The 18948-nt window shown below is 33.4% G+C and carries 24 protein-coding genes; all 24 read right to left on the reverse strand.

Annotation, left to right across the window (positions count from 1 at the left end):
* Positions 1-2 precede the first annotated feature (2 nt).
* The 24 genes from HYG84_RS17020 to HYG84_RS17135 all read right to left on the reverse strand — a co-directional run bounded on the left by HYG84_RS17020 (position 3) and on the right by HYG84_RS17135 (position 18896).
* Complete coding sequence (locus HYG84_RS17020; protein WP_212379336.1) at positions 3-1019, reverse strand: DUF2793 domain-containing protein; 1017 nt, start codon at positions 1017-1019, stop codon at positions 3-5.
* Positions 1019-1390 (reverse strand): phosphoglucomutase, encoded by a 372-nt coding sequence (locus HYG84_RS17025; RefSeq protein ID WP_212379338.1) that lies wholly within the window; start codon positions 1388-1390, stop codon positions 1019-1021. Before HYG84_RS17025 ends, HYG84_RS17020 begins: the two co-directional genes overlap by 1 nt.
* Before the next feature lies 1 nt (position 1391).
* Entirely contained in the window at positions 1392-2438 is a 1047-nt protein-coding gene (locus tag HYG84_RS17030; protein WP_249168670.1) for a baseplate J/gp47 family protein, read from the reverse strand.
* On the reverse strand, positions 2435-2842 hold the full coding sequence (locus HYG84_RS17035; protein ID WP_212379340.1) for a DUF2634 domain-containing protein: 408 nt from the start codon (positions 2840-2842) through the stop codon (positions 2435-2437). The genes HYG84_RS17030 and HYG84_RS17035 overlap by 4 nt, the downstream gene beginning before the upstream one ends.
* A gap of 11 nt (positions 2843-2853) precedes the next feature.
* Positions 2854-3108 (reverse strand): DUF2577 family protein, encoded by a 255-nt coding sequence (locus tag HYG84_RS17040; RefSeq protein ID WP_212379342.1) that lies wholly within the window; start codon positions 3106-3108, stop codon positions 2854-2856.
* An 8-nt stretch (positions 3109-3116) separates the two neighbouring features.
* Positions 3117-4070 (reverse strand): XkdQ/YqbQ family protein, encoded by a 954-nt coding sequence (locus tag HYG84_RS17045; protein ID WP_212379344.1) that lies wholly within the window; start codon positions 4068-4070, stop codon positions 3117-3119.
* Between the two features lie 9 nt (positions 4071-4079).
* Positions 4080-4580: a hypothetical protein gene (locus HYG84_RS17050; protein ID WP_212379346.1), complete on the reverse strand. Its 501-nt coding sequence runs from the start codon at positions 4578-4580 to the stop codon at positions 4080-4082.
* Positions 4581-4635: 55 nt separating this feature from the next.
* On the reverse strand, positions 4636-5223 hold the full coding sequence (locus HYG84_RS17055) for a hypothetical protein (protein WP_212379348.1): 588 nt from the start codon (positions 5221-5223) through the stop codon (positions 4636-4638).
* 69 nt (positions 5224-5292) lie between these two features.
* Complete coding sequence (locus HYG84_RS17060) at positions 5293-7386, reverse strand: phage tail tape measure protein (RefSeq protein WP_212379350.1); 2094 nt, start codon at positions 7384-7386, stop codon at positions 5293-5295.
* 181 nt (positions 7387-7567) lie between these two features.
* The gene (locus tag HYG84_RS17065) at positions 7568-7990 is read right to left on the reverse strand and encodes a phage tail assembly chaperone (protein ID WP_212379352.1); all 423 of its coding nucleotides are present in this window, start codon (positions 7988-7990) and stop codon (positions 7568-7570) included.
* Positions 7991-8002: 12 nt separating this feature from the next.
* Positions 8003-8476, reverse strand: coding sequence for a phage tail tube protein (locus tag HYG84_RS17070; RefSeq protein WP_212379354.1), 474 nt, complete (start codon positions 8474-8476; stop codon positions 8003-8005).
* Positions 8476-9780, reverse strand: a complete 1305-nt coding sequence (locus HYG84_RS17075) for a phage tail sheath subtilisin-like domain-containing protein (RefSeq protein WP_212379356.1) — start codon at positions 9778-9780, stop codon at positions 8476-8478. The genes HYG84_RS17070 and HYG84_RS17075 overlap by 1 nt, the downstream gene beginning before the upstream one ends.
* Positions 9780-9971, reverse strand: coding sequence for a hypothetical protein (locus tag HYG84_RS17080; protein ID WP_212379358.1), 192 nt, complete (start codon positions 9969-9971; stop codon positions 9780-9782). Before HYG84_RS17080 ends, HYG84_RS17075 begins: the two co-directional genes overlap by 1 nt.
* The gene (locus HYG84_RS17085) at positions 9964-10392 is read right to left on the reverse strand and encodes a phage tail terminator family protein (RefSeq protein WP_212379360.1); all 429 of its coding nucleotides are present in this window, start codon (positions 10390-10392) and stop codon (positions 9964-9966) included. The genes HYG84_RS17080 and HYG84_RS17085 overlap by 8 nt, the downstream gene beginning before the upstream one ends.
* Before the next feature lie 9 nt (positions 10393-10401).
* Entirely contained in the window at positions 10402-10839 is a 438-nt protein-coding gene (locus HYG84_RS17090) for an HK97 gp10 family phage protein (RefSeq protein WP_212379362.1), read from the reverse strand.
* Positions 10840-11229 (reverse strand): hypothetical protein, encoded by a 390-nt coding sequence (locus tag HYG84_RS17095; RefSeq protein WP_249168671.1) that lies wholly within the window; start codon positions 11227-11229, stop codon positions 10840-10842.
* On the reverse strand, positions 11223-11561 hold the full coding sequence (locus tag HYG84_RS17100) for a phage head-tail connector protein (RefSeq protein ID WP_212379364.1): 339 nt from the start codon (positions 11559-11561) through the stop codon (positions 11223-11225). The genes HYG84_RS17095 and HYG84_RS17100 overlap by 7 nt, the downstream gene beginning before the upstream one ends.
* Before the next feature lie 13 nt (positions 11562-11574).
* A complete protein-coding gene (locus HYG84_RS17105) occupies positions 11575-12585 on the reverse strand; it encodes a major capsid protein (protein ID WP_212379366.1) in 1011 nt (336 codons plus the stop codon).
* An 18-nt stretch (positions 12586-12603) separates the two neighbouring features.
* Positions 12604-13248 carry a phage scaffolding protein gene (locus HYG84_RS17110; protein ID WP_249168672.1) on the reverse strand — a complete coding sequence of 215 codons (645 nt, stop codon included), beginning with the start codon at positions 13246-13248 and terminating at the stop codon, positions 12604-12606.
* A 134-nt stretch (positions 13249-13382) separates the two neighbouring features.
* Positions 13383-13619 (reverse strand): hypothetical protein, encoded by a 237-nt coding sequence (locus HYG84_RS17115; RefSeq protein WP_212379368.1) that lies wholly within the window; start codon positions 13617-13619, stop codon positions 13383-13385.
* An 11-nt stretch (positions 13620-13630) separates the two neighbouring features.
* Positions 13631-15196, reverse strand: coding sequence for a minor capsid protein (locus HYG84_RS17120; protein WP_212379370.1), 1566 nt, complete (start codon positions 15194-15196; stop codon positions 13631-13633).
* Complete coding sequence (locus tag HYG84_RS17125) at positions 15186-16625, reverse strand: phage portal protein (protein WP_212379372.1); 1440 nt, start codon at positions 16623-16625, stop codon at positions 15186-15188. Before HYG84_RS17125 ends, HYG84_RS17120 begins: the two co-directional genes overlap by 11 nt.
* 137 nt (positions 16626-16762) lie before the next feature.
* Positions 16763-18037 carry a PBSX family phage terminase large subunit gene (locus tag HYG84_RS17130; protein WP_330655520.1) on the reverse strand — a complete coding sequence of 425 codons (1275 nt, stop codon included), beginning with the start codon at positions 18035-18037 and terminating at the stop codon, positions 16763-16765.
* Positions 18018-18896 (reverse strand): terminase small subunit, encoded by an 879-nt coding sequence (locus HYG84_RS17135; protein WP_212379374.1) that lies wholly within the window; start codon positions 18894-18896, stop codon positions 18018-18020. Before HYG84_RS17135 ends, HYG84_RS17130 begins: the two co-directional genes overlap by 20 nt.
* Between the last annotated feature and the right edge of the window lie 52 nt (positions 18897-18948).

Below are 18948 nucleotides of genomic sequence, written 5' to 3' on the forward strand. Positions count from 1 at the left end.
ACCTAAAAGGTTCCTCCATCTATTAATGCAACTGTAAGCTTATTCCCATCATATACAATACTCGAGCCATCAATACTAGCATTTACTCCAGTACTATCTACTGTGATTCCTTTACCAGCTTTCACACTTATAGATGTAGTTCCAACTGTTATTCCATTACCTTGTCCTATGCTTAATGTAACTTCATCTGCTTGACCTCCGCCTTGAAGTCCATTTCCGGCCTTTATGTTCTGGTTAGCTTCACCACTTCTAACCCAAGTAGTACTGTTAAACACATAGTTTTTATTTTCATCATGAACATATACGCTCCAACCAATAGAAGGTGTATAATACATCCATTTCGCTCCATCCCAATGTGCTATTTGATTTGTTTTTCCTGCCCATGCTCCTGTTGCTCCTGTAGGTATTATCCATCTAAAGTTTTTCTGTGGAGTTACTGGAGGAGTTGTCAATGCTTTAGATCCTACACTATCTTGCCAATCTAATCCTCTTACAGCATTAGATATTTCTGTATTAATTTTCTGTGCTGACCATAAATCAGTAGCTCCTATGGAAGTGTCGTTTATTTTCCTATGTCGTGTTATATCGTCTATATGATCTCTAATTTCAGCAGCAGTAGCACTTTTGGATCCATCAGAAACTTTGTTTACCTGTCCATTAGTAATATCTGCTTTCTTTACCTTTGCATAAGTAGCTCCATCTTTTATATTATCAATATTACCTGTTAAATCTGTAAGAGCTAAAGAATTGATTCTGTTCCATGTTGAACCATTATCTATATAGATGTACCCTAAGTTAGCCCCTTCTGTTACATAAAAAAACCGACCTTCTACTCCTGCATTCGGTCGACTTGCATATGGTCCTGATAAAACTTTACCTACAAATATATTTTTAGAACCATCCCCTATATACACCTCTTTAGTGTCAGTACAAAATCCCATTTCTCCTTGTGATAATGTGCCTAAAGTATTTAACTGTGCTTTAGTACCTCTACGAATTTTTATTGTTTGCTGTGCCATTACATATCACCATCCCTTATAAAATAGCCACCATCTATAACCCCATTTTCTCTGTAATCATCAAATCTTTGATTGATTGAGTTTATATCCTCCGCTTCAACTTGGTCACCTGTAGTTTCATAGACGATATAGATTTTTTCTGATTTAGAAAACACCTTCAAATGAGTTTTCCATGGTGTTTCAGAAGGGGTGGAAATAAAATAATTATCTACCTTTTCCCCTGTAAATTTAGGTTCTGTATAGATTGATATAGATTGGTGATTTACATTATCATGGTCTAAAAATCCTTCCCAAATGCCATTAACTATATCTTTTTCTTCTTCTATTATATATACTCCGCTTGGTTTCTTATTTAATTTCTCTACAAACAATCTATATCACCTCTAATTCTACTAAGTTGAACATAGGTATTTCTTCTTCATTTAGCGATATATTTTTCATTTCTTCATTTAACTTTAAATCAGCATAATCCAGTACTCCATCTATATTTAATAGAATGCTCCCAATCTTCGCATAAGAAATATAGCTATCTTTAAACGCTATATCTTTTCGGTACTGCTCTAACGCCTTCTTAAATTCATCTTGTAGTAACTGTATTCTATATCCTTCTGCTAAACTCACTTTAGCTTTTATGCTTATGTCCTTGGCAACTGCTGACACAACCGTCACTTTAGCACCTATAGGTCTTTCCTCTTCTATATGATCAAATACCTTTGTGACAAGTTCCTTCCCTGCTGGATTTTTATTAGAATCTACTATTACTATCTTTACTGTGCCTTTTCCGTTCCACAAAGGTATTACTTTCGCATCTCCTACTCCGACAACTTCTTTTGCCCAATTAAGATAGTGATATTTATTTCCGCTTGTTGCAGGGGTTCTAATTCTCTCATAGTATCTTTCCAGTAAACTCTCATCACTTTCAGCCTCGTATCCATAAATCAATACATCGGTCAACTGAGCCTTTCCTAATCCATTTATATAATCCACTGGTATTAATGAACCAACATAAATATTACCAGGTTCGCCAACTTCCTCACATTCAAGCTTAAATTCTCCATCGGTTATTTTTTCTATAACTACATAATACAAATCTTCACCCGCGAACCTGCTACCTGTCGTTACATTAAAAAAACTACCATCTTCTTTAGAAAATACACCTTTTCTGATAGCGTTAGTAGCATATTTTCTTATTATTCCTGTTTTTTGATATACAAACCTTTCTAACTCCTCGCCTTCAAGATTTTCAGCATTTAATTTACCATAGAGATAATCTAATGTAATATACGTTTGTGCTAATTCAGTAGCTGCAGGAGCCATTGCGTCATATATAACTGAACCTGGTCTTTTATCCATACTATTTGGTATCTTATCTAACATTCTTTTTAATATGTTCTCAAAGCCCATTTCTTCAAAAATCATATAGTCACCTCCTTTTGCACTCCTACTTCTCCCAATGTGGTTATCACTGTAAATTTGACTGTTAATGCATCTTTTTGATCTATATCCAACATTGTAAAATCTTTTATTTCAATTATTCTATCATCTGTCAAAAGCGCATCTCTTATCATTCTTTCTACCTCTGACTCTACATAAAATCTATCTTGCCCAATAAGTGAACACAGTTCATGTCCGTACCAATCCGGATATATTTTATGCGAGTATCTAGGTGTATTCAGTATCTTGTCCACTGCTTGTTCTACTGCTTTAATTGAATCAATTGTACCTCCTATCCTATTGTTTTTGTAATCTATCGTATACGTCAAAGAAGGCATATTTACTACTTCTAATTCATCTGAATATGTTAATTCTCTCTGAGGTATCATTTAATCCCTCCTTAATACTTGTCTAATACTACAAAGAGCTGTCCATTTTGGACTCTTAAAAGAAGAAGCTTTTCCCCTATATCATCACTGTCTATCTTTATACTTGATGGAACATGTATAAAGTCTTCATCAATAGGAAGTTTGCTATCTATTTTTACTATCAGTGGGTTTGTTTTTTCTATGGTTCCGACTATAGATTCCGTTAACTTTTTAGCTTCTAAATAACTCTCAATTATGTTTTGAATTTGGTCTAATAATTTTGCCATCCCATCACCTACTCATATATAAGATTTAAGCTCATAGTATGATGTCTTCCCTTAATTTTATGGGTTACACTATCTATAATCATTAATTGATTTACACTTATATCCCCTAGCTCTTGAATAAATACCCCTACCGAATTACCTGCCCTTAATTGAGTAAATCCTATACAGTCTATAGACAGTGTACGTTTTAAACGATTTCTAACTTTTAATAGGGTCTTAGCTTGTTGATTAGCTCTACCTTCCGGAATGTTTTCGTTTAACTTTTCTGTATACTGCAATATGCCCCATTTGCTTATATTCTCACTATCAAAAACTATATAGACATCTCTCTTACCAGTTTCTTTATTATCTTTAAATAATTTAATCCGATTATAAACATCACTGTCTATAGATGTAGTATATTTAAAATTAGTAGCTAAACTTTCATCACCTATTATAAGGTTAGTTTTTAAGCTATCAATGTCCTTAATAGTCAGATATCCAAAGTCATCATATACCACATAAATTTTACCTGTATTTATTAGTGTTTTATCTAGTGCTCCTTGTATAATATCTAATAAAGTTTTATTATCTTCTATTAGTTTTTCTATTTTAAAAGGCGTATTTTGTATATCGCCATATTGCAATTCAAACTGTTTAAAGATATGCACTGCTATTTCTGAAGCAGTTTTATTTTTAAATATAAAAGTGTCTTTATTTTTCAGATATCTCATTTGATCGTATGCAGTTACTTCTATAATCTGTGATTTATCTCTATCCTTCTTAAAGATATAACCTTTAAATAACTTCCTATCTCCATCTATAAGTTTTACAGTATCCCCTTCAAAGAAAGCCAACTCATCTACTCTTTGAACATTTACTTTTAGTGTAGCAGCTTTATTTAATTCTGTTTTCCATTCAATATTTGAACATAAATGAGTTACATTAAAAGTTTTTCCTCTACTTTCTATTAATACTTCCATTTTAATCACCTACACTTTAGGTCTGTTAATGTTTTGCACATAGACCTGATCAATCTTACCTTTATCACTTCCTGCTACTGTAAACGTCTTTAAACCATATTCTCTATACTCCTTAAGCTCTAATTTCACATATATATCATCTTCTTCTCCTGCCCTTTTTTCATATTCTACATTTTCTATGCTAACTAACTGATTGATTGCCATAGGATCTCCTGTGATTACAAGTCTTACAGGTTCTTTACTTTCCATGTATTTATCAAACTTATCTAAGTAAAAATCAGGACCCTTGAAATCATTTTTAGTCAATACAAAAGGGTATGCCCTACCAGGTAATAAAACCTCAAAATCGATTTCATTAAGCTTCATATCTCCTAATATATTGATTTCTCCGAGTTTAAGGACTTGATACGTTTTGTTGTCTCCTTCTTTTCTGACTCTAATCGTCTCTGGGTTTACTGGAAGTCTTATTATTTCACCTTGGAAGTTAAAGAATATGCCGTACTTATCCATATTGCACCTCCTATTTTAAGCATTAGAAAAGACACCCTAATTTTAAGGTGCCTATCTATATATTATTTAAAAGCTCTTGTTCCTGTTGTCTTTTTATTTCCTCTGAAGTTATTGCTTTATCCCCAAATATGTTTTTAAATTTCATTTCAAAAATATCTTTTGTTCCAGCTCTGCATTTAAAAAATATTTTATTTTCATCAGTTTCCATTACCATATATGCCTCTTGTTCAGCTATTTCTCCAATACCACTCATTCCACCAATAATAGTACCTACCGGACCCGCTATAAGAGTGCCTGCAATCCCACGTTTAATTACACTTTTACTTTTTGTAATTACATCCCCATCAATAAAATACACTTTATGTACATAATCTTTGGATATTCCTATATACCAAGCTTCCTTACTAATTGCACTCATTAATTTAAAACTAACACCCCCATCATGAGCATAGATAAATGGCTCTAAAGACGCAGGATTTGAATTTTTACGATTTTCATCAATTGCTTTTATTCCTTGGATATAGCTTAATCCCAAATTCGGTACTTGTTTTCCCTTGCCCATTTCTTTTTCTAAATCTCTTTTAAAATCTTTTTCTTCTTTCGGTATAAAAACCAAATTAGGTTTAGTTGTAAGTACTTTCACATTAATCTCCTCCCAACCAATGTCATTTATAATATTATAACATTAGTTGGAAAGATTTTCATTTATATTTTACCCATAAGACAATTCTGTACTAATAGCAATCTGTTCTTCTAACATTTCTTCAATTATTTTTGGTATTCCATCCATATCTGCGGTTTGGTGTACGTCTCCAAAATTCGCGTTAGACTCAAGTTTAAATGAATTATATTGAACAACAGCTTCTTTCATCGCCACATCTCTTAGTAGTTTAATGTCTTCATCTGATATATCTACTTCTTTTACACTTTTTACTTTATCTACACTCCCTATATCCATTTTAGTTGGAAACTCTGGAAGTTCTGGCTTTTCCGGTTCTTCTGGCAATTCCCCCATAAGTTTGTCTGGATCAAACATATCCTCCAAAGGATTTCTAAATTTAAGGCCAGTTTTTTCATCTAGCTCCTTTATTCTAAAATTTCCAATTAAGTTACCAATAACGGGTACTTGAGATACTTGATCTAATAAATCATTAACAAAGCCAATTACGCCATTTATAAATTTTACCATTGCAACTCTCACCCAATCAAATTTTTGTGCTAATGCAACTAAAACAATTATTACTGCACCTATGACAGTTATAATAGCTAAAGCTGGACTTATTAACGCTATTTCCGCCACAGCCTTTGCGACTAATGCTGGAATAGACATAAATATTGCTTTTAATAGTCCTTTTTCTGCTATAGTCTTAGCGATTGTCGCAAGTACACTTTCTTGAGCTAAGAGTGTTTGAATCTTAGTTTGTATGGCTTGCGCACTTTGTGCTAACCAAAGTACTCCCATTGCTGCTATTAGTCCCCATATAACAGGCGCTAAAGGATCTAGTTGAGCAAGGAATATCATAAGCATACTAGCTAAAAGGCCTATTCCACCAGCAACCATTTGAATTAATACAAAAAAAGTACTACCTATATCAGATTGAGCTATTGTAAGAAGTAACATGCCGACAGGCTCTAATGCCGCACCCAATCCAACTAGCCATGTATTAAATTGTGATAAAAAACCTCTGAACTCTCCACCTATTCCACCATCTATTGTGGCTATCATGTCATTTAAAGCACCATCAGATTGCTCTATCTGATCTTTATACTCTGGGAGCTTATCAAGTTGTGTCATTAATGCATTTAATCCTACTTCGTCGTAAACATTAAACATTCCTGACATAATTTGCTTTTTACTTTGATCGTCATATTGATTTAATTTATTTCCAAATTCCTGTAATAAATCAAAAGCATTTCTTGACTCACCATTTTTATAAGCTTCTATGCCCATTTTTTCTAGTATTTCTTGTGTCTTTTTCTCCGTTCCATATAATCCATTCATAATATTTCTGACCTGTGTTCCTGCTTCTGTTCCTTTTATACCAGCATTTCCAAACACCCCTATAAGGGCATTTAACTCTGGCATAGACATTTTACCAGTTTGAACGCCTTTAAATCCTCCACCTTGATAAGCATTTAAAAGCTGTTCAATATTAGTATTAGAAATCCTTTGAGTTACTGCCATTTGATCTGCAAATTCGGGCAATTTATCTATACTTAACTGTAATGGCGTCATGGAATCTGTAATTAAATCTGATATTCTCCCAAACTCTGCTCCTGTAACTCTTTTTAAGCCACTCATAATCGGCATAGCAAAAGTTGACTCATCAAAATCCCATCCTGCCAAAGAAGTATACTGATAGCCTTCTGCAATATCCTTTTTAGTTAATCCTCCCGTAGCAAAAGCTGTTGTGTACCTGTCTAACTGCTGCATCATGTCTGAAGAATTGTCTCCTGTTATACCCATTACCTGTCTAGTGGCATCATCATAGGTCATTGATGCATTAAAAGCTCTTCTTCCACCTTCTATAGCAGCACCTATACCCAGATATCTTTTGAAAGAGTTAAATAAACTGTTACTACTTTGTTCAGCTACTTGTAAACCTTGGGCCATTTCATTAACCTGTGTAGTAAAGGCTCCTATATCTGTTCTAGCTTCTCTAATAGAACTAGTTAAATCCATATTTCTGGCTGTTGTATCTAAGTTTTCCATAACCCTAAGCATTTTATCTAAGCTCTGAAAAACACCATTTAAAGGCTGAGAAAAGTTATCGAATAGTTTTAATGTAGTTCCTACTGCACTCACTGTCTCACCTACTTTCTTTTAGCCTTATCCATAGCCTTTTTCTCATCTTCTATCCTTACATCTATACTGGCCATAATAAAAGCTTTTTCATATGGCGGTAAATTAGAAAACCTACTAGGCATTATTCTAAGTTTGTGGAGGGCATAGTGAGCATAAACAGCCTCACCATCACCCTCCTTTATTAGTTTTTTGCTTCTTCTTTTAACTCATTCATATCTTGATTTAATCCTGATATCTCCATAATTTTATTTGATAGATTTGTGATTTCTTCAATTGTAAGCATTGCATCTAATAATTCTGTTTCTGACATAACCTCATAAAAATCTTGAAGCTCTGCATTTTTTAAATCTGGATATACAACACATTTTGCACATAATGCCAAAGTAGTTGCTCCTTCATTAGTCTTTTTAATCATTTGCTTATTTTTTATTTCTGTCATAGAGTTTTGTTCTCTTATAGCTGAAAATTGTCCAAAGCCAATAGGTTTAATTTTAAATGGTTCTATGTCCCCATCTGAATTTTTAAAGTCCTCTGATACTACAAACTCTACTATTTGATTCTTTCTATCTCTTTTATCTTTATTTAAAAATGCTTGTAAACTCATTTAAATTCCTCCTTAATTTCCATAGCTTAACTTTTTATATTTTTTAATAATATCTATATCTTCACAGGTAAAGCTTACTTCCTGTTCAAGCGAATCCGCATCTGCATCTAACATGGCAAGGGTAGCATTATCTAGGTTACAATCCCTAACTATCGTTTGCTTATTCCCTGCCTCTGATGTTGGGTCATCATTTTCTATAAGTAACTCAAAATACATATCTTGGCCAGTTCTAATGTAGTCAATAGCCATTTCTGTAAAGGTATCTTCTGGCTGAAGTATAGTCATATCTCCTTTTAACGAGAAACCTGTTGCTTTATGCCCGGTGACCCTTCTTCCAATTGTTTTGATTTCAGCCTTCTGTTTTTCAAAGTCTATCTTTATTTTTTTAGCACAAAAAAGAAGATGTCTCCTACCATTTATAACTAGATAGGCTCTACCTTCTTTACCTGATATAGCATCTTTTGATTTAAGTTCAACTCTACTCATTATTTAATCACCCTTTCTATGTAGATTTTGTCTACACTATCGACAGGTTGTACAGCATATCTTATGAACACGGAATCTATATCATCACCCTCAAATATTTCAAAATCTTCTAATGTTGTATTTTGAAAGGCTCCTAATTCTTCGTACTTTTTAGCTAGTTTATAAATCTCATTTTTAAGAATAGCTCTACCTGCCTCATCATTATCTTCTTTACCAATATAGTAAGTGTAAAAAGTCTTATCTATGTCTCCGTCAAAGTTATCTAGTGCTCTGGATGGCCTTCCTTTTCTTAATGCCTTTGGTCTTTCTTTCGATAATGATTTTAAAGTAGTGACATCTTGTTCTATTACTACATTGCCATCTCTAGACATGGTAAAAACAACTTCACCCTTAAGCAACGCTTTCTTGATATCCTCATTTTGTAGCTCCCCGGTTACATTGGTAGCACCCATCTTATATTTATGATAGGTTAGTGATTCGTTAATTCTTGCTCCTGCTACGGCCCCTAATACATAAGGTACACATTCAGCTGAGGTCAATTTTGATGCACCCATCACGACTCCATTTTTAACGGAATAAATAGCCTCATGATCCGCTTCTGGATATTCAGATAGTACGCATTGAATTTTGTACCCGACTTCATCTCGAATCCGATTAATAAAACTAACAAAGAGTTCTTTAATAGGTTCTTCAGTTCCTGGATAACCAATGGCATTGATATTACCTACTTCTCTTTCTACAGCTTCAAGAAACTGAATATAGCTTTCATTGGTAACTGTTCCTGTTTCCCCACCTGTTAATTTTAATCCGGCCACTTCCTGCAAGGTTCCTGAAAGGGTAATAAAATCACTTTTGAATTCTTTTATAGTGGTAATGTTCTGTTTCTCTACCTCTATGGTTCCAAGGGTTATAATCACTTGATAACTATCATCTAAGTTCTTTTCAATGACAACTGTGATATCATTCCCTCTAATTCCTTCATATTTGGCCTCTGCTATAAGTTCCCCTTCTGTAGCCTTTGATTTCTTTCCTTGCTCCGCTACATTGTATAAGTAAATAATTCTAGCATTTTTAAAGGCTTCTTTGATAGGGAATACTTCTTGGTCAGTAATTGAATACCCAATCTTTTTTAGTAGGTTTTCCCCATTTACTATCTGAATAAATCCTTTTTCTCCCCAATTTAACTTAAGGGGTAAAGCACATACGCCTCGATCGGATACTTGAGATAGATCCATATCCTCTGATGTATTTCTGCTATACACACCTGGTCTTCCTTTATTTTGACTTTCCCACCTAGCACCCATTATTTCACTTCCTTTCTTCTAAAAGCTTCTAACTCGCTTTTTACTTCTTCCTTTGTATACTTCTTATCATTATCTAAGATAATTTTTAATATATCTTGATCTATTGCTGAGTATAACTTGGATTGAATGAATTGATTTTTAGAGTATCTATGTTCTTTTACCGCTTCTTCACTCTTTTTTAATTTACTCATCCTTAACCACTCCTTCCTTCTCTAAAGCCTCCATTTTGATACCTTCTTCTATCTCGATTAATCCAACATCTACATCAAAGAAATAATGTAATATATCGTTGACCTTCTCTACTTTTCTATTGTTTAGTCTTATCACCTTACCATCTTCAAGTTGTATATATTCTATAGATCTTAATAACTTATTTTGTACTATCATAAAGTCACTGTTACTATCTTCTAGATCGCTAAAATACTGAACATCAAAGAATATATTATCTGTATAGGTCTTGCATAATCCTTTTTCGGTGCTTGTATTTAAAATGGCAACAAAAAAACAAGGTGCTTTAAAACCTTGCTTAATAGCTTCGTTATAAATTGTAACTTCGGAAAAAATCTTTTCTAATTCTTGATTTATAGCAACTACTATTTTATCAATAGTCATCGTATCACCTTATTCTGTTTTAAGAATTTCTTCTAATAATTTGGCTGCTCTATTCTCTAAAAACCTAGGTAATTCTCGTTCTATTTCCTTCATTGAAATAGTCATCATAAATCTTCCCTGTACCCACCCTGTATGATCTCTGGTTCTATGGCCATATTCCACAAAATTAGCATATTCTGTTGGATTATATATCTCTACTACATAAGAGCTGCCTTGCTTTTCTACATTCCCTACTTTCCAGTTACGTCTAAGGTTACCTCCTGTTCTTCCAGAACCTTGAGGGTATACTCCAACAGGGGTACGTTTCTTAATCTTTCTTTCTGCTCTAAAAGCCATTTCCAAAATAAATTCTTCCAGAAACTTATCTACTACTTTTCTATTTATGGATCTTTGAAAGTTGTCTGCAAGTTTCTTAAAATCCGAATAATCAAAGCTACCTTTACCCATCTATGCTTTACCTTCTTTTAACAGGATAACTTCTTGATGATTATTATAAGGGAATCCTTCTCCAGCTTTATATGTCTCTTTAACCCCAAGTTTATTAGTAACCTCTATAGTATCACCTTGCTTATTTTCTAGTTCTGGGGCTATGAAGAGTTTAAGTTCATAAGCTATCTGGTTTACTGTATCAGTTTGATTATTTTTAGATAGGCTTTGCTTAGATACTTTGCAAGGTTGATCTTCATATTTAACTTTGGGTACTTGCTTAGTTGCTCTAGTGACGGGATCTTTATAATCTTCGCAGCCTGTCACATTGCATGTGCAATCATATAAGCTCTCTATAGCTTTTCTTGCCTTAGCCCTAGCTTTCTCTATACCTTTAAACATGATTACCATACCAGCTTTCTATATCTATTAAGTTGCTCTTTGTAATTCTTTATTAATGTGTCTTTAAATTCATTAGCCGAACTCCTATAGCTTACAGTAGTATCTCCTTCGCTTATGGAAGAGACAGAACCCAGGGGACTCTCTTCTTCTCCTAGGTTCTCATTTCTATATAGATCTACCGCCATGCTTAAAACTGTATTGTTAAGCTCTGTTGGAATCTCTTTTATATTGCAATAGTTCTTTATAGTATCTTCTGTTTTTTCTAGTGTAAACTGGAGTATAAAGTCTTTTGTATCATCTGTAATACCTAATAGTTGTTTCAACTTCTCTAACTGAGTCATCTTATTCACCTTCTTATAGCTTATGCTTAAATGCTACTATTCTTATTTGTTTTGGCTCATATACTCTTTGCCAGTTGGCTTTATTTGCTAACTCTAATCTAGATGGCCCTTCTGTTTTAGCTACACTTGCATTGGTAAATCTAATCCCTCTAGGATGTAAAATATAAGTCTTTCTATTGATTAAATAATCAACTCCAGAACCTTTTTTCTTGTCTCTATCGGTTTCGGTAGCTATAAATCCTACTGGATTGCCATTTCCTAATGCTAAAGCTCCTTGACCAAATAGGTAAGTTGTGTAAGTTCCGCCAGTCTCCACAGGACAACCATCATCAATTACTACTCTTTTACCTTGATAAACGTTAAATGCGGGACTATCACTTGGCTTTATTACATCTATTAAGTTTTGCTTTCTTAAAGCTGATTCTGTAGCACTATGCATAACAACTGCCGTTAAAAGTTCTTTTGCATCTCCTAGCATTTGTTGTGCGTCTATAAAGGCACTAGCTGACCATTTGGAAGCATCACCTTCTAATGCAGATATGTCTAGAAGATTATCCTTCATTGTTGGAGCTAAAAACACACCTTTAAGAATTGCAATTAATTCTTTCTGCATATCTCTAGTCCAAAATCCACTTACTAATTCTGCTATAGCTGCCATTGGGTCCTTACCTGCAAGTGCAGCAGATAAGTCCGTAGCACTCCACATTTTTGCACGTCTTATAATAGCTGCCACATCTTTATTACTTGTAATCTTAGCTGCTTCTAAATCTGCATCTTCGATTATTTGTTCTGACTCTCCTGTTAAATCCTCGAAGAACGGCATGTTAATAGTTGGAGCTGCTTGAGAAGCTAGATTGTCAAACTCTGAATTGTTTGTTATTATGCCACTTTGTACTAAAGCACTTTTCTCCATTGTTCTATTGATTACATAAGGATTAAATAATTCTGGTACGATAACATCTGATAATTTAGTACCTCCACTTGAAGCGAATAATTGCAGATCCATTTTAAATTTTGTTTTCATATTTATCACCTTTCCTTTTTATATACTTACTCCAGCTTGGCTCATTAATTGTCTAGCCTGTTCTGGGTTTTCTTTAAATATCTTTCCTTGATCCGTTAAGTTAAAAGTTTCTTTCTTCCAAGGATTATTCTTCATCGATGGATCAATTGTATTAGTATCTTTATTTGGATCTCTACCTTTCAATATATCCTCACCAAATAAATAAGAGTCCGATTCTTTCAGACCCTTTAATTGTTCTTCTAACCCTATTAAATTGTCTCCATCAATACTTACCTTGTCTAAATCTAACAGAGCTTTTATAACCTTAATATTCCTTACATTTGCACCCTTTAAAGCTCCTTCTAATGCATAATTAAATTGCATATCCTGTATCTGTTTTTCATAGTCCTTTACTTTAGTCTCATACTCTCCTACTTTAGTTTGTAATGCTTCATTATCCTTGTTACTCTTTTTTAAATCATCAATAGTATTACTCGCTGTTTTAAGTTGTTCATTTAAAGCATTGAACTTATCTTTAGGTATCCAATTACCATCTGACACTATTGCTATCTTTTGATCTCCTAGCTTTTCTGTAACTTGCTTATATAGATCCTCACCTAATAGTTGCTCTAGTGTTTCACCTGCGAATAATTGCAAGTTCATTTTAAATTTATTGATTGTCATTCCTATTCCTCCTATTATTGTTCTAACCTTTTTAAAGTGGCCGGCTCCACCTTTGAACTCTTGTTTCTTTATGCCCTAACAATACTAAAAAAGGGCAATATAAAAGCACCTACTACTTTTCTAGCAAGTGCCTTCTAATTAAAAGTTATATAGTTTTTTAATTCTATTTCAGATTCTATATAGGTCGCTCCTACATCTTCATCCATTATTAGCTTTATTTTTTTATCATCCAAGTAATATATTTGTATCAATGATCCGTTGACATCTTCTAATAGGGTTTCTGCTTTTACATTTGGAATTTTCTTTATCATTTCATCATACTTATTAAACACTGTAGCGTCTACTTCTGTACTCAAAGTATAGTCAAACATTTTAACCCCTCCTAGTTTACTCCAAATTTCTCATTTACTGATTTCCTAGTGGTGCTTGAACTACCAATTATATCTTTATAAACCTCATCTAATGAAAGTTTCTTATATTTAACTTTGTAATCTACTAACTGTTCAAATGTTTTAATCGCTTCTTCTAAATTTAGTCTTTCAGCTTCTTTTCTATCTTTCATCATCAATCTAGCTTCTGTTTTATATTTATTTCTCAAACTATAAGATTCCATAGCCTGTTCTTTAATGTCCTTAGACTTATCTATTACATTAGGTATATCGCTACATTTATGAACATACCACTCTCTTACTTCTTTATTACCCAATTTTCCATATAAAGAATCTCTATAATCTAAAGAATTTAACGTATCTTGTTTCTTAGTCTTAATATTTTCCCATTCTTTAATATTATTATACTTTAGTTCTTGGAAGTCCTCAAGTTTAGAAGGTATTTTATCACCAAATATTAATTTATATTTACTGTGCTGTGCCGTATCACTATACTTATTATGTAGTTTCTTCTCTGCTAATAATTCTTCTGGATCACTTTCAACATATTTCTCATACCATTCTTTGTAATTCATATTTCCATCTACATAATAAACGTTACCATCACTATCTCTCGCAATTCTATTTTCATCTATAGTATCTGAAAAATAGGCTATAGTTGTGGTTCTACAGTTCGGATGGAATGGTGGAGCATTTACTCCAGGTTGCATTTCTGATACTTTAAATATATTCCCATCCATGGATCTACATATCTGGCTAGTACTAAGGTCTAATGTAGCTAATACTTCATATTCTTTTACTACTCCACTATTCTTGTATGAATCCATTGTAGCTTTATTAGTTATATAAGCACTTTCTGTATTAACAAGGGTAGCTGCTCTACTCCTGGATACATTCATCCTATCTGCTAGTAACCTTGATGTTTTATCTATACTATCCCCGCGAATTAATGATTGTACAAGAGTTGTCTGCAACTCCGTCAGAAGTTTAGTTCTATTATCCCATACTCGGCTACTAAAATTTCCTTCCATCCACTTTTGGGCTATGGCTTTTTCTATGGTGTTTGTATCTAGCTTTGCAAAGTTTACTCCTATACCTAGTCCCTTTTGAAATTCATAAATGTTCCTGTAATAGGTATCTTCGTAAATATCCGATAGTAGTCTGTTCATTCCTTCTAGCTGACCATTCATTACCATCTCTACTTGATGTCGTATTTGGGTTTGTAAGGCTTCTAACCTACTGACCCTAACTTTATACGATACATTATTTAGTTCCTGCTCCCATATGCCATTAGTATTGTTTTTAGCCTTAGATGTGAACTCCTCTAAAGTCATTTTAAACTCAGATGACTCTCGGCCACCTAGTAATTTTTTAGCCTCTGACATATCTACTTTATTTTCAATTGCAAATCTTTGATAGAAAATTTCTATATCCTGCTGAATACTTAATTTAGCTTTTTCATATTCTTTGATCATAGAAGTTACATATTCATCCGTTTTCTTAAATTGCTTTGAAGCTATCTGCTCTGAACGTTTTTCCCAGTATTCTTTATTCTTCATTATCTACATCACCACTTTTAAAGTTAGGTGGATATACTTGAAGATCTTTTTCTCTCTGTTTCTCTAACCTGTCTAATTCCTCCGACACATCTTCTACCCATGGATGATTAGCAACTATTGTTTCATCAGATATAACTCCTTTAGATTGAGCCGCTATTTGTACATCCTCTAAATCGTTGGTTATCATGGTCCTTCTAAATGTTACTTGTACGGTAGTACTATTATAATCTTTCTTATCTATGATATTGATATATTCAGTAGTAAACCATAGTAGCCTTTTAACTGCCTTTCTAAACTTCCTTTCCATGACAGAAGCTTTCATATTCAATAGAGCATAAAGGAATTTAAGAGCTACACCGCTAGGACTATTCCCGAATCTATCTGTTTTTACATTTACACCTTGACCGAATAAGAATATATTTTCTTCTAGTCGGTCCAGCATTTCTTTCTTAGCATCTATAGGAATATTTAGCTCTAACTTGTCTACTCCGCTACCTGGTTCGCCACTAACCTTTATAGTTTTGTAGTGTCTTAGGTTCTCACTAAATTGTGATAGGTCGGTATCTTCATATCCTTTTAATATAGTTATGATTTCTTGTACTTCTGATAGATTATTGGCTAGATCGGATACATTAAGGTCATAGTTATCTATAAGTTCTTTATAGTATTTCAAATCACTATTTCTTTCCTCGTTATTAGGAAACTCAATAAAAGGTACTTTGCCCCATCCATAGCCTACATTATTGTAGTAGAAGTGCGAATCCGGATTCTTAAGTTCTGTATCATCTAACACAAATACTCCGTTTTCTTCTTCAATGTAAAAGGTTACAGTGTCTCTAGTCCACCATTCTACTCTAATTCTATCTTTGCCATTAACCTCTACTAAATAATACCTTAATACCGCTTCTAGGTTCTCTTGTAGGCTTGTATCATAGATAGGTATAACTTCTTCTGCCGGAATGATTATAAACTTAAATTTGCCCTCACTATTAATATATATATGTAGCCATTCAGTACCCTTATTGGAACTATTCTTTGCTAATTCTGTTAGTCTATCGTCCCATTCTTCACCTAATATTAAATTGAGCCTTTCCTCGTAATCCTTATCCTTTTTATCGCATTGAAACACTATAGGCTTACCAACTAAATAAGATACCTTCTGGTCAACTAGGAGCTTATGCCAGTTGTGAGGTATCTTATGGTTTGCTTTTGTATCATCTTCTAGTTTGCGGCCATCTTTATAGTAGTACTGTTTACGTTTTAATATGTCATTCTCATTTTCGTAGTACCTTTGCCCTTCTACCATTTTCATGGTATCATGGCTATCTATTAAATCTTTAATAATACTAGAATCATTAATATTGGATTCGCTTATAAGCTTCTGCTCTAATAACTTTTGATACGTTATCAATCTATCACCTTCTTTCATATGTATTCATAAGAACAGGTCAAAAATCATAGCATATCTATACATTTTCATTGAATAATAACACATTTGTTGTATTATCAATACTTACAATCATTTTTGTATGTTACAGAACTATGATTATGTTACATTCGACCTATTTATTTAAGAAATTCTATCGACTTATTACCAAATATAATTGTATTTACAAAGTATCTATCAGCATCTAATTGGTGATCGTTTTCCTTTGAAGGTTTATCCTCTCCCCTATCGGCCGCTTTAGAATCCCATATGTAAGACGAAAATTCTCTGAATGTCTCTTTACAACAATCGTTATAAACTATAAGTAAATTATTAAGAGCAGATGCCATATTTCTAATGCCATCTAATACATCATTCTTAGCTTTTCTTACTTTTATCTTACGTTTTTTTAGCTCTGCAATAAACGAAGCGGCAGAAGGGTCTACTATAACACTTTTTATATTTAATTCACCTATAAAGTCTACTAAATCATCAGCATATTCTGTATCTGTTTTTTGTTTGGATTGTTTTCTACCATCATAATGGTATTCTTTGATCTTATACCATTTATTTTGATATTTGCCCCACAAACCAAATGTGGTTGGGTTTTGTGTACCATAGTCAATAGATACATAATATTCGGTGTATGCTCTATTTGTAGTTTTAACTGTATGTTTTTCATGACTAAACATATCATATATAACACCTTCGGCCATTACCCATAATCCAAGGATATACCTCTTAAAAAACACACCAGAATACATCTTCCTATATCTTTCCTTGATCTTTTCTGTTAGGGAAAGATTATCGTCCATAGTAAAGTGTAAATAGATTAAATTTTTATCTTTAATTCTATCTATCCATCCAATCTTAAACCAATGATGTGGTCCGGCAGGGTTACAGTTAAACCAAAATTTAGAGCCATCAACTGAACAACGACCTGTAGCTTGACTAACAAAACTCTCGGGCATCAAAGCCACTTCATCAAAGAATACTCCAGCTAGTGTTATCCCTTGAATAAGATCCTGTGACCTTTCATCTTTACCACCAAAAATATAAAAATAGTTAGTGATATTACCTTTACTAACTATGACTAGATTATCAGCTCTATGATCCTTAACTTTATATCCTCTGGACTTTAACATTAACTTAAGCCAAAAGAGAACATTACGTCTAAATGAGCCTATGGTTTTACCGCACATTCCAAAGTTCTGTTGGTCAAAAGTCTCCATGGCCCACATTACGTATGACAATGACATAGATAGAGTTTTACCACTTCTTATGGCTCCATCGGCTATAATGCCATCTTTATCCTTTACCGGAGAATTGGGAAGCCACCAAGTTAATATTTTCTTCTGCTTTTTAGAGAAGGGTTTGAACTTAAATACTGCCTTTTTAATCTTCTTCAGCATCATCCCAAACCTCGCTTACCTCTCCTTTAAGAGCTTCTATGAATCCATCGTCTTCTACTTCTTCATCTTCTCCAAGGACTTTAGTCTTCTCTAATTCAAGTTTTTCTCTAGCCATCTTAATCTTTTCTTCTTCGATTTGTCGTCTAAACCTATCTGGGAATAGATCAAAATACTTTTCTAATTTTTCAAGAGCTTTCATTTTGTCATGGAGTTTTATAGATATTCCTTCCTTGCCTTGTTTAACTTCGCTTATTAAAGAACCGTCTACATTGACGGAGTCATTTAAATCCACATAGTTTAATACAAGTTCCTTTGGCTCTCCATCTACTATACCGACTACAACTGGCTTTTTACCAAACTCAACATAATCGGTTATATCTGCAAATGCTATATCCATATACTTTTGAAGTACTGCCATTGCATCTAAGCCTATTCCTTCTCTAATACTTTGCTTTAATTTATCTATTTCTTTTTTTATGTTAGGTTTTGCTAGGTTTCTACTTCCTTCAACTCGTGCTGTAAGATAATTAGAATCATAAGCTTTTTGATATGCCTTAGTTGCATTCCAATATTTAACGTAATACATACAAAAAAGATGCTGTTTGTCTGTTAATTCAGCATCTTCTATTTCATCATCATTCATAGCTTTTTTAATTATTTCCTTGCTGATTGCACTCTCTTTTTGTGTATGCACCCTTTTAGATTTTGTATGCACACCTTTTCTACTCCAATTGTATCTCTGTTTCCATGACTTAACTGTATTAATAGATACATTGTACTTCTCTGCTATGTCCTTATACTTCATTCCTAACATGTAGTCTTTTTCTGCTAGTTCGTAATCTGGACCTCTTATTTCCGTCATACCACCACCCCATTGCTAGTTGCTTTGTTTGTTTTTCCCAAAAGAAAAGCAC

The organism is Alkaliphilus sp. B6464 (assembly GCF_018141165.1).
Taxonomy (GTDB): domain Bacteria; phylum Bacillota; class Clostridia; order Peptostreptococcales; family Natronincolaceae; genus Alkaliphilus_B.